This is a genomic window from Streptomyces sp. NPDC027962, from assembly GCF_055566095.1.
This window is the reverse complement of sequence record NZ_JBVHTA010000046.1, coordinates 1-11,838: the sequence shown is the minus strand read 5'-3', so window position 1 is coordinate 11,838 and position 11,838 is coordinate 1. Positions and strand designations below refer to the sequence as shown.

9 protein-coding genes and 1 pseudogene are annotated in these 11,838 nt (G+C 65.2%); 4 read left to right on the top strand and 6 right to left on the bottom strand.

Features of this window, described 5'->3' with window-relative positions; all coding sequences use genetic code 11:
* Positions 1-52: 52 nt before the first annotated feature.
* Complete coding sequence (locus tag ACZ4SA_RS31000) at positions 53-397, bottom strand: WhiB family transcriptional regulator (protein ID WP_356630098.1); 345 nt, start codon at positions 395-397, stop codon at positions 53-55.
* Between the two features lie 408 nt (positions 398-805).
* On the opposite strand from ACZ4SA_RS31000, the gene ACZ4SA_RS30995 reads away from it, so the two are divergent.
* Positions 806-3,034, top strand: coding sequence for a transglycosylase domain-containing protein (locus tag ACZ4SA_RS30995; RefSeq protein ID WP_468281090.1), 2,229 nt, complete (start codon positions 806-808; stop codon positions 3,032-3,034).
* An 84-nt stretch (positions 3,035-3,118) separates the two neighbouring features.
* Here the strand turns inward: ACZ4SA_RS30995 and ACZ4SA_RS30990 are convergent, their stop codons facing one another.
* The gene (locus ACZ4SA_RS30990; protein WP_356630102.1) at positions 3,119-3,583 is read right to left on the bottom strand and encodes a GatB/YqeY domain-containing protein; all 465 of its coding nucleotides are present in this window, start codon (positions 3,581-3,583) and stop codon (positions 3,119-3,121) included.
* A gap of 22 nt (positions 3,584-3,605) precedes the next feature.
* Here ACZ4SA_RS30990 and ACZ4SA_RS30985 point away from each other — a divergent pair, with 22 nt between their 5' ends.
* Positions 3,606-5,108, top strand: coding sequence for a recombinase family protein (locus ACZ4SA_RS30985; RefSeq protein ID WP_468281088.1), 1,503 nt, complete (start codon positions 3,606-3,608; stop codon positions 5,106-5,108).
* A 180-nt stretch (positions 5,109-5,288) separates the two neighbouring features.
* Here the strand turns inward: ACZ4SA_RS30985 and ACZ4SA_RS30980 are convergent, their stop codons facing one another.
* The 3 genes and pseudogenes from ACZ4SA_RS30980 to ACZ4SA_RS30970 all read right to left on the bottom strand — a co-directional run.
* Complete coding sequence (locus tag ACZ4SA_RS30980) at positions 5,289-6,719, bottom strand: replication initiator (protein WP_468281086.1); 1,431 nt, start codon at positions 6,717-6,719, stop codon at positions 5,289-5,291.
* 261 nt (positions 6,720-6,980) lie between these two features.
* Positions 6,981-7,175, bottom strand: a complete 195-nt coding sequence (locus ACZ4SA_RS30975; protein WP_351975657.1) for a hypothetical protein — start codon at positions 7,173-7,175, stop codon at positions 6,981-6,983.
* Positions 7,172-7,828 (bottom strand): annotated as a pseudogene (locus tag ACZ4SA_RS30970) (FtsK/SpoIIIE domain-containing protein); the annotation flags it as partial. The gene ACZ4SA_RS30975 and the pseudogene ACZ4SA_RS30970, both read right to left, overlap by 4 nt.
* A gap of 312 nt (positions 7,829-8,140) precedes the next feature.
* Between ACZ4SA_RS30970 and ACZ4SA_RS30965 the strand changes: the two are divergent.
* Positions 8,141-8,917, top strand: coding sequence for a GntR family transcriptional regulator (locus tag ACZ4SA_RS30965; RefSeq protein ID WP_468281084.1), 777 nt, complete (start codon positions 8,141-8,143; stop codon positions 8,915-8,917).
* A 370-nt stretch (positions 8,918-9,287) separates the two neighbouring features.
* On the opposite strand, the gene ACZ4SA_RS30960 is transcribed toward ACZ4SA_RS30965, so the two are convergent.
* Positions 9,288-11,075, bottom strand: coding sequence for a GmrSD restriction endonuclease domain-containing protein (locus ACZ4SA_RS30960; RefSeq protein ID WP_468281082.1), 1,788 nt, complete (start codon positions 11,073-11,075; stop codon positions 9,288-9,290).
* Positions 11,076-11,394: 319 nt separating this feature from the next.
* On the opposite strand from ACZ4SA_RS30960, the gene ACZ4SA_RS30955 reads away from it, so the two are divergent.
* The gene (locus tag ACZ4SA_RS30955; RefSeq protein WP_468281080.1) at positions 11,395-11,706 is read left to right on the top strand and encodes an Imm32 family immunity protein; all 312 of its coding nucleotides are present in this window, start codon (positions 11,395-11,397) and stop codon (positions 11,704-11,706) included.
* Positions 11,707-11,838: the final 132 nt, after the last annotated feature.

Below are 11,838 nucleotides of genomic sequence, written 5' to 3'. Positions count from 1 at the left end.
AACCCGTGCCCTGCCGAGTCCGGCCCCGCGGTTCGCGCCGCCGCCCGGCCGGTCAGCCGACCGCCGCGTACACCTCGTACGTCTCGTCGTCGTCGAGCGCCACGGGCAGTATCCCCGCGCTGCGCTCGTATTCCGTACGCGCGGTCTCGAGCAGTCTGCGCCAGGAGGTGACCGTCGGCCGCCGGCGCAGCAGTGCGCGCCGCTCCCGCTCGGTCATTCCACCCCAGACGCCGAACTCGACGCGGTTGTCGAGCGCGTCGGCCAGGCACTCGGTTCGCACCGGGCATCCGGTGCACACCGCCTTGGCCCTGTTCTGCGCTGCCCCTTGTACGAACAGTTCATCCGGATCGGTAGTGCGGCAGGCTGCCTGCGCACTCCAGTCGGTTACCCAGCCCATGCCGGCGCCGTCCTCTCCCGAATCGAGGCTCCCCCACGGCGGCAGCGGCATATTCACCGCTGCCAGTTGAGGACGTTACGGAAGGTGGGCACAGCGCAACACCCCCGTGGGGCCCAATCTTGAATGGCCCGAACGGACTATGCGTACGCGGCAGATCACCCAGGGGAGTGACCTGGGGGCATATGGAACATAACCGACACCGTGGGGCAGTTCGGCTAGGTCAGACGGGACGTCTGATGACACATGCGTCACATTCGGACACGACTGACGGGCACACTTCCGCCGGATTCGGGGATGGCGGAAGTTGTGTCAGGAACTTGGTGCAAAACCGCACTGCTGTGACAGTTGGGAGTAGCTTAGGCCAACGCCTTTATGCCTGTCCGGCGAATGAGAACGTAGGCTGCCCTCATGCCAAAGAAGCGCTCGGGCGGCGGTCTGACCGGGACCCAGCAGGCCGCCAAGTTCCTCGGTGTCAGCGTGCTCGCCGGAGCGGTGCTGGCGGGCATCGCCCTGCCTGCCGCCGGAGCGCTGGGACTCGCAGCCAAGGGAACGGTCGAGGGATTCGACACGATCCCCGCCAACCTCAAGACGCCGCCGCTGAGTCAGCGCACCACGATCCTCGATTCCGAGGGCGGGCAGATCGCCACGGTCTACTCCCGTGACCGCACGGTCGTGCCCCTCGCGGAGATCTCGCCCTACATGCAGAAGGCGATCGTCGCCATCGAGGACGCCCGGTTCTACGAGCACGGCGCGATCGACCTCAAGGGCGTGCTGCGCGCGCTGAACAAGAACGCGCAGTCGGGCGGCGTCTCGGAAGGCGCCTCCACACTCACGCAGCAGTATGTGAAGAACGTTTTCGTCGAGGAGGCCGGCGACGACCCGGACAAGGTCGCCCAGGCCACCCAGCAGACGCTCGGCCGGAAGATCCGCGAACTGAAGTACGCGATCCAGGTCGAGGAGGAACTGGGCAAGAAGAAGATCCTCGAGAACTATCTCAACATCACCTTCTTCGGGCAGCAGGCGTACGGCATCGAGGCGGCCTCGCAGCGCTACTTCTCCAAGAAGGCCAAGGACCTGAGGCTGGAAGAGGCCGCGCTGCTCGCCGGCATCGTCCAGTCACCGAGCCGCTTCGACCCGGTCAACGACTCGGAGGAGGCCACCAAGCGCCGCGACATCGTGCTGCAGCGTATGGCCGACGTCCGCGACGTCTCCCAGGCAGAGGCGGACCGGGCGAAGGCGACCCCGATCGACCTGAAGGTAAGCAAGCCCAAGAACGGCTGCATCACCGCCGTCAACGGCGCGGGCTTCTTCTGCGACTACGTGCGCCAGGTGTTCCTGACCGACCCGGTCTTCGGCAAGACCAGGGAGGACCGGCTCAAGGTCTGGAACCAGGGCGGTCTGACGATCAGGACCACGCTGGACCCGCAGGCCCAGGCATCCGCGCAGAACTCGATAAAGGACCACGTCTACCAGACCGACAAGGTCGCCTCGGCCGTGACACTGGTCCAGCCGGGGACCGGCAAGATCGTGGCGATGGGCCAGTCCAAGCCGTACGGCTTCGGCAAGAACGAGACCCAGATCAACTACTCGGTCAACTACGGCATGGGCGGCTCGAACTACGGCTTCCCGGTCGGTTCGACGTTCAAGCCGTTCCTGGCAGCGGCTGCCCTGGAGCAGGGCAAGCCGCCGACGCAGGTGTACCCGTCGCCGTACAAGATGCCGTACCCGCAGTCGGTGCCGGGCTGCAACGGCAAGCCGTGGGTCAACACCGCGAACGAGGTCCTGGAGAACGAGAACGAGTCCGAGGTCGGGCCGTACGCGCTCAAGGAGGCGATGGCCAAGTCGGTCAACACCTACTTCGTGCAGATGATTGCCGAGACCGGCACGTGCCCGGTCATGGAGACCACCGCCAAGATGGGCGTGGTGCAGGGCAGCGGAAAGCGGCTGCCGGAACTGCCCTCGGCGCTCACCCTCGGCTCCACCGGTATCTCGCCCCTGGTCATGGCCAACGCGTACGCGACCTTCGCGAACCGCGGCACCTACTGCACGCCGACCGCGATCGAGTCGATCACGACCGCCGACGGCAAGAGCCTCAAGGTCCCGCAGACCAAGTGCTCCAGGGCGGTGAACGAGAAGACCGCCGACACGATAAACACCCTGCTGCGCGGAGTGGTCGACTCCGGTACGGGTCAGCAGGCGGGGCTCCAGAGCCGGGACAACGCCGGCAAGACCGGTACGACGGACGAGCGGCGCAACGCGTGGTTCGTCGGCTACACCCCGAACATGTCCGGTGCCGTCTGGGTCGGCAGCGCCAGCCAGCAGGTGGAGATGGAGCGCATCACCATCGGCGGCCGGTACCACGACAAGGTCTTCGGCGGCGCGGTCCCGGGTCCGATCTGGAAGGCCGCGATGACCGGGGCACTGAAGGGCCAGCCCGCCCCGCCGTTCAACAGCGTGCACATCCCGGACGCCCCGAAGGACAAGGACAAGGACCGGGACAGGGGAAAGCCGGGCGACGGCAGGCCCGACCCCCAGCAGCCGTGGCCGGGCATCTCCATCCCGCCGGACCTGATCGGCGGCGGCAACAACCGCGGCCAGGGAAACGGGGGCGGCGGCAACGGCGGCAACTGGCCGTAAAGGGCAGGGAGTAGGGAGTACGGCGGAGGGGGCCCGTTCAACGGGCCCCCTCCGCCGTGTCCGAAGTCCGCCGGCTCCGGGCGCTCAGCCGGCGAGGAGCTGCTTCACCGCGGTGGCGACCCGGCCGCCTTCGGCGCGGCCCGCGACCTTCGGGTTCACGATCTTCATGACGGCGCCCATGGCGCGCGGTCCCTCCGCGCCCGCCGCCTTGGCCTCCTCGACGGCCTGCGCGACGATCTGGTGGAGCTCGTCATCCGTCAGCTGCTGCGGCAGGTAGGCGTCGAGGATCACGCCCTCCGCCTTCTCGCGCTCCGCCTGCTCTGCGCGACCGCCCTGTGCGAAGGCATCGGCGGCCTCGCGGCGCTTCTTCGCCTCCTTGGCGATCACCTTCTGCACCTCGTCGTCGGAGAGTTCACGGGCCGTCTTGCCCGAGACCTCTTCCTTGGTGATCGCGGCGAGGGTCAGCCGGAGCGTGGACGAGCGCAGTTCGTCGCGCGCCCTGATCGCCTCGGTGAGGTCTTCCTGCAGCTTGGACTTGAGCGTTGTCATAACTTCTTCATAGCCTTTTCTCATGGACCCGGTCAACGAGGATTCGCAGGTCAACAATGACTCGGAACGGCTCCGCAGGCTGGCCCGGATTGCCGGGTCTCAGCGGGACAAGCGCAGTCGTACCGACTGGACAGGGGAACCGGCGGCGATCTACTGCCGCATATCGCACGTGAACGACGACGATCAAACCGGTGTCGACCGACAAGAGCGTATCTGCCGCGACATCGCGCAGCGTCTCGGTGTGACGGTCGATCAGCACATGGTCTTCGTGGACAACAACCGATCGGCGTGGCAGCGCAACCGGAAGCGGAAGGGGTGGGATGCCCTACTCGATGCCGCACGGTCCGGAGGCATCCGGCACATCCTCACCTACCACCCGGACCGGCTGATGAGGCAGCCGCGCGACCTTGAGGAGCTTCTTCAGATCGCGGACGACCACAGCATCAGCCTGCACGGTCAGGCGAACCAACGGGATCTTGCCGACCCCGACGACCGGTTCTTTCTGCGCATCGAGGTAGCGCACGCTTGCAGGTCCAGCGACGACACCTCCCGACGACTCAAAGACGCACTGATCGACCGCGCCCAGGACGGCAAGCCGCACACCGGCAAGCGGCGGTACGGCTACGACAGGAGCGGCATGGCCATCATTGCCGCAGAGGCCGAGATCGTGCGCGAGATTTTCTCCCGGTACCTCGACGGGGAGACGACCACAGCCATAGCCGTGGATCTCAACCGGCGCGAGGAACGAACCGCACTCGGCAGGGGATGGAACAGTTTCAACGTGCGGGCGATCCTGGACAGCCGCCATGTGGCGGGCATCCGGGTGTTCCGAGGGGAGGAGCTCGGCCAGGGGGAATGGCCGGCGATCATCCCCCGCGGCACATGGGACGAGGCGCAGGAGCGCCGCAGCTACCGCACGGCGGCAAGCTGGGGCCGGCGCGCGCCCAAGCATCCGTACATTCTTCGGGGACTGGTCGTCTGCAAGGGGTGCGGGAACCGCATGGGCGGCAGCGGCGGCAAGTACATGTGCAACCGCGCTGCACGTTCCGACACCCTGCGCTGCTACCGGACTGCCAGCAGTGCACCGCTGGAGCAGTTCGTGACTGATGCTGCGATCAAACTCCTCGAACGCCTGGACGTGACCGGCCAGGAAGAAACGGCCGTACTGTCACCGGAGGACCAGGCGGCCATCCACGCCGACCACGAAGAGCTGGCTGAGCTCAAGGACATGTGGAACAGCCGCGAGCTGAAGACCCAGGAATACCGCGCCATGAAGAAGACGGTTGAGGAGCGCATCGCGAAGGTCGAGCGCAAGCTGGTCGTCCGCCCGGCCGTCGAGGTTCTCCGGGGGCTGGTCGGCCAGGACGCCCGGAGGAACTGGGCGAAGCTGGTCGAGGCCAAGGAGTACGACCGCATGAACGCCGTGCTGCGGTTCCTGTTCAACGCTGTGATCATCGACGAGCCGAGCACGAAGGGCAGGTACTTCGACTTCGGGCGGGTGGACATCGAGCCGAACCCGCTCTGACGACCGGCGAGACGAACGAAGATGGGGCCCACGATCAAGCGGGCCCCATCTTGCTATCGGGTCTGTTCATCGCTGGGAGGTCTGAGAAGACCAGCCAGCCGCCGGGCGCTGTCCGGGCTTATCTTCCTCGGGAAACGGGAGCAGACACGTTCCAGGTGTCGCTCTCGCTCCCCCGCCATGTCACGTCGTGATGTGCTCAGTTCCCCACCTCCCAGCGCGCTTCAGCTCGGCAGACGCAATCTCGCGGTTGAGCGCGAGGTCCTCTGCGATCCCGGCAGCGATGAGGGCCGCCCCGGGCGTGTGGCCGGAGCCGACGTAACGCCAGCAGGCGTCGGTGATCGTGCCGGAGTCGTCGGGCCGATCGATCCCGGCGGCAGTTCGTTCGTGCGCGGCACGTTCAGCGCGCAGGGTCGCGTACGTGGTGGAGTAGGCGCGGGATTTGGTGAGGATGTGGCCCCGGTAGCCGAGGGTGTGAGCCCAGGCCCGAAGCCGCAGAGGCGCGAACTCCGGAAGGCCGCCAAGACGCCAGCAGGCACGCATGAGAGACCGCACGTGCGGAGAGACCACCGCGGTCTCTATGTCGTCGGGACAGGTGAGCCGGTGGTCAGTGCCGGCGGCCGTGTCAGACGCTCCCTTGGTGACGTACTTCGCCACGTACGCGGCGACCGCGTCGTCTGCGGGTCCTTCATCACCGGCGGAGTAACGCAACGGGCGGACGTCGAGCTGGGCGCCCCACCCCATGGCCCGTTCCCCGGTCGCCGGGCTGTAGGGGCTGTGGATCGTGACTGCCCGCGCCGCAGCGCGCACGGCAGCGGCAACAGCGCCGGCTGTTGCCCAAGGTGGGGGCGGGTCATTAGGACCGGCCGGGCCGTCCAGGCGCACGACGGCATGGACATGGATGGCGGCCCGTCGTTGGTACTCGGCGACCTTGGCGAAGGAGAGGCGCGCATGCTCGGGGAACTGCGCCTGCACGAGCCCGGCAGCCGAAGCCAGAGCGCGTCGGACGCCGCGGGCAAAGCGCGCCCACAGCTCCCCTGTGTGGGCATGCCACAAGACGTGCCCCGAGTAGTCGTAACAGTCGGAGCACAGCGGCAGGCCGACGAGGGGATCTGCCGCAGTGTGGCGGGCATGACAGCGCGTAGGGCGACCGTGCCCGCAAGGCGCGGCGTACCGCCGAGGGCGGCAGCGTTCTGTCTCAGCGGTGATGCGGTGCACAGGGCCGAAGCTTGGGGCGGTGAGAGTGACGAAGAGCCGCGGATGTTTGCGTACCTCGGTGGGAACGGCCTTGCCCCCTACGAGCCCCGCGCGCACAAGCTGGAAGGTGTCTCCGGCGTGGAGGCGGGAGCACGGCCCGCATACGGTGGCCCGCCGGTTGCGGCAGCGGACGAGGAGCCGTTCGCCAGGCTCTGCACTCGTACCGTAGTGATGCAGGATCTCGCCGCTGTGGGTGTCCCGGACGGTTGTCGAGCCTGTGAGATGGATCGGGTGAGCACAGCCTCCGGTGGCGGCGATCTGCTCCAGCCAGCGGGCGAACTCGGGAGCATGCGCACGGCGGATGACGTCTCGGTCGACTTCGGTGAGCTGACGCAGACGCGCCGCACGGTCGAGCACGGCGCGCCTGTCAGCCGAGGTGATGTCGGCGGTGATGGTGGGGACCTCCCCGGTCGGGCCGCCGAAGCGGCACAGATGGATGATGGGTGGGCTCGATCCACGTCGATCTCCTGTCGGTCGTTTCTGGCTGGTCAGATCAGCGGATGGTTCCGGTGCCCCGGCAGCAGCGGCACCGCCGCCGGTGCCCGGTCCGGGTCCTGCGGTAGCGCTCGCCCTTGCAGACGGGGCAGCGCACGCGGCGCATCGGCATACAGCTCCCTGTCAGGTGTGGGTGAATCCGGAGAGGAACCAGGTGACGATGCCGTCCACGGTGAAGATGACCGGGGTCTGTCCGAGGTAGAGGCCGAACAGGCCGATCATCACGGCCTCCCACGTCTTCACGTCGCGTGAGCGCACCAGCAGGACGGTGATGATCCCGAAGACCAGCGCGAAGGGAACCGCGGCTTCCTCGGTCATGCGCTGTCACCCCCAGCCGACGCCTTCAGGGCACGGTTCACACCGGGCAGTTCGGGCGTCATGCCCGCGTAGGCAGAGGCGGTCTTGCGTGCTTCCTCGGTGGTGGTCAGGTGGGAACGGGCCCGGTCCCAGCCGCCCTCCGTCCCGGTGCACACGGCCACGCCCTTCTCCTGGGAGGTGATGGACTGGGCGACGGCGACGGCGTCCTTGTTGAGGTCGCCCAGGGTCATCTCGGCGGTGCCGGGGTCGTTGACGCGGTGGCAGATCCGTCCGGCCAGCTGAGCGCGTAGCGCGGTCACACCGGGCCCGAGGTCGGAGCCGACGCGCTGCCCGGCGACCACGAGATGTACGCCGAGGGCCGCGCCGAGCTGCCCGAGGCGCAGAAGGTAGGTGGAGCACTGCTCGGCTTCCGCCTTGCCCTGGCGGGTGCCGTCCGTCAGGTAAAGCTCGGCGAGCTCGTCCACGATGACGACGACAGGCATCGGCCGGGCGGTGTGGGGCAGTTCCCAGATCGAGCGGGCCCCCGCCGCACGGCAGGCGCGCATCCGGTCCTGTATCTCCTCCACGAGCGCGCCGAGTACGGCCACCGCCTCTCGCCGGCTGGTGGTCAGCGCGGTGAGACGATCGCCGAACAGACCGAGTTCCATGCCGCCCACGGTGTAGATCGTGTTGCCGTCCCGGTCTTTCTTCACCTCCTTCGTCTCGAAGTTGCTGACCTTCGCTTCAGGCCCGACAGCGCACCGCAGTACGCCGAGCCGGGATGTGTCCACAGGTATGGACTGCATAGGTAGTTGGCCTCCTCGGCCGCTCAGACGCCAGGACCAACCTGACGTCACTCGTCCTTACGAGTCACACCATGCATGGCTTGACGCGAGAAGGCAAGCACTTATGCTGACGAGTGACGTAACACGCCGGGCGTCATCCGCCCGTATCCCAGCGCGCGCCCATGAGCGGAGGCCACAGACATGGCAGGCATCGAGCGCCCCGGACCCCTGTATCAGCAGGTGGCTGCCGCCATCAGGCAAGGCATCGCAGAGGGCGAATTCCCGCCCGGCACCCCGCTCCCCTCAGAGGCACAGCTCATCGAGCGCTACGAAGTCAGCCGGCCAACGGTGCGCAATGCGATCGCGGCACTGCGATCGGAAGGACTCATCGAAGTCCGGCACGGCAAGGGCAGCTTCGTGAAGGGCATGCCCACGCCGCCGCTGACGATCGAGCGGACGATCACCCGCGCCGGGAAGACCTTCACTACCGGACATCCCTCGTGGGAGCAGCCACACAAACCGACCGTCTACCGGACGGAAACCACCAGCACGACAGGCCCGCTGCTCGAACTCGGCGAGGGTGAAGCACTCTTCGGCGTCGACCGCGTCCTGATCGATCCGGCGACCGGAGCCCGGGCACTGCACCGTGTGCTGATTCCCTTCGCCACCGCCGAGAATGTGCCGTGCCTCGCAGACGCCCCGGACACCGCGCTGGAGGAGACTTACGCCGCTCTCACCGCGGGCGGACACAAACTCACCTGGTCCGAGACCGTACGGGCTCGCATGCCGCAGGCCGACGAGCGCAGTGCCCTGGAGCTCCCCGACGCCACACCGGTCATCCACACGACGCGCGTCACCCACGGCACCGACCACCAGCCCCTCATCCTCGAAGAACTGCGAGCCAGCGGCAGCCAGGCCCAGCTTTCCTACCGCATCACCGCCGAAAGCCCCCGCGCACTCCGCGCCGTCCACAGCTGACAGGCGGGGATCGGTCCAAACTCTCTTCACTTACTCAAGGCCCGCGCACGGCGCGGGCGCGCGCCGCCTGACGGCGCGGCCCGCCTCTGTCTTCGCCCGGCTGGCCGCGCCAGGGCGGCGCGCTACGTGCATGCGGGCGAAGGAGGGAAAACCCGCTGTGGCTGGGGCGGTCGGCTCCACGACTTTAGCCAGCCACTTTGGCGCGAGCCTCGAAGATCATGGCCCCAACGTCGTGCTTTAACGGGCAGGTCCACAGACTGCCCGACTCGCCGGAAGCTTAAGGGGCCATGATCACTCGCGCCAAAGCAGCTCCCGGCCAAAGTCGTTCCGCCGACCTCACGATTTCACCGATTGCGCATAGACGCACCCTCTACGAAAAGTGCAATGTCATGTGACTCAAGAAATCATCTGCCGCCAATTCTTGAGTAGAACTCCCAATTCTCACGAAGAATCGACCGTCATACGTGATCGGCTTACCGACGGACCTAGGCCTCATCTCCCAGAGCAGTCGGCCATCGCAGTACACCGGCTTGAAGGTGTGAGCCAAGCTGTTCGCAAATTCAGTTGACAATTTCGACGCCTGAATCTTGCTCTGCCATCTGCGCCACCACTTGTCTACATCGTAGCCAAGGTGACTGATCTGCTCAGCCGTTCCAACCACGAGCTGATTTTGCACGGCGACAGCCTTAACACCGAAGATCTGTTCAAGTCGACTCGCGGCAGACGGCTTGTCTGCGACGCCGATAAGGATGAGGCCTTCAGCGGTCTTTCCCTGATTCGCCATGCCGACGGCCGTCTGCATCACCTGCTCGAACAGTTCAGGATCCTCCACAGGAGGGTCTGAAAGGAGACAGAATCCCTGCTTCAGCTCAATCAAAGGCTCTTCGGCAATTGGCCCCTGAAGCAGCGAATCAACGTACATACGGGAGTTCAGTTGAACCGTAGCGCGCTGCGGATCGGGCTTATAGAAGGCCCTTCTCAGCTTCCTCTTCACGTCCGGGTAGAGGGTTTTCTTCTTGTCTTTGCCCCACGCGCTGCCCCCAGTGGGAATAGAGAGGCCACGCCCCCAAAAATTGTCCAGCAAAGCCCGGACAGCCTCATGGGACTTTGGAACCATTCCATCTTCAAACGTAAGCGAATACAGCGCGGCAAATACTGCTTGGAACTGCCGCTGGGTCCCCTTTTCATAGGTTTCCAGCTTTACCATGTGCCGACCCAGCGAGCCATGACCTGCCATGACTTCATCAACCAGCCCTACTACTGCAAGGATTCTCTGATGAAGTTCCTCCACCCCCACAGCGTCGACCAAGTCGTTTACTTCCCCAGGTGAGGCAGTGCGAATCTTCCGCTGAATTCCGTAAGCAACGTCCCGGTTCTGCCAACCACTTGTAGGCCACGGTCTAATGACAGCGTCAAGGACCAGATCCAGCACCATTTCCTCGTCACCTGAGGACCTAATGTCCTCTTGAGCAACGATGTCATGACGGACCCAGAACATATCCTCGATGGCCAGTCCGTACTCCAGCCCTCGACGAGAAATACTCAGCTTCTCCATGTCATTCAAAGCGACAGCCTCAGAAAAAGTGCCGTCGCCTCGAATGGATGCACTAGCACGCCTTACAACATCAGAGAGAGACCCCAGAACGCCCGCTTGCCGGATTTCCTGGAGGCTCAAGCGCCTTCCGCCGCTATTGATGCGCCGAAAAACCTCGTCGATTGAAGAAGAAGTGGCATCTCGATAGATCGACACCGGAATCTGGTAATTGGCAATTGCCAATGATTCAGACCTCGAAAGCTTTTCCGCGCCTTGGCTGATTTCTCCGAGATCAAGGCGAGCCTTGGTGTCGCCGATGGTGTCGAGATCAAAATACTTCCCGTTGTAGGAGAACTTGTTCTCCATGAAAGAGAAGAAGGCATCGAGACGCTGCAGACCATCGATGATCTCATACGTTTCGACGCCAGACTTCTTTCGCTGAGCCAAGAGAATCAACGGAATGGGGAGCTCATTCACAACAGAGTCGATGAGCTTTACCTTCTCTTCAACGCTCCACACAAGCTTACGTTGGTAGCGGCGATTTACAGCCAGCCTCTTGTTGAAGTAAAGATTGTAAAGGGTCTGGAGACTCTGCCCCTGCACGGAAAGCTCAGAACTCTGCACGGAGGAACTTTAAGTTCACCACAACTACTTCGCAACTGACTTGACGCAATTGCCCTCAGTCCGCTGCGTCCCGAACGACCGCGTGTCGCCTCTGACCTGTGACGACGGCTCAGGTCTCGTGTTGCACCCGCCCCGTTGCGACACGCAGCCGAGTTGGTCGCTGCTCGGCTGGCAAGCACATGGCGCCAGAGCAGGAGGCGCTCCGCGGTGGTCAGCACTCCGTGGACTATCTGTGGACGGGCCCCGGTTGATCGCAACCGCCCGAGGCCGTGACCAGGGCCGTTTCCTAAGACCGAAGGCCCCTCCGGAGGCGTGTGCGATGAGCGGCATCATGGTCTCCATGACTTCCAAATCCAGAAGCGCTCCCCTTGAGAGCACCCAAGTTACGGCCGTGACCGATGGTGTCGCCCAAGTCTTCAGGTGGGAGGCGGACGCGCGGATCGAGGTGCGAGACCTCGGTGGAGAGGTCGTCATCGAGGCGAACGCCGCGGGCCTCAGGACGCTCGCTGGTCATCTCCTCGTGTTGGCCGGCGAGGGAGTCCCCGATGGAAGTCACCTGCACCTTGAGAGCGGCAACGGTCTGGAGGACGGGTCCGTCGGCTTGGTCCTGGAACGCACCGACGACGAGTGAGAGTGCCCGGCGGCCGTCGTGAGACTGGGCGAGGAGCTGAGTAGCTGTTGTCGTACCGATCTTGAGGCTTGTCGATCGAACGCGAGTCCCGATTGGGTGATCGCGGAGTGCTCGGCGCATACAAGTAGGGCC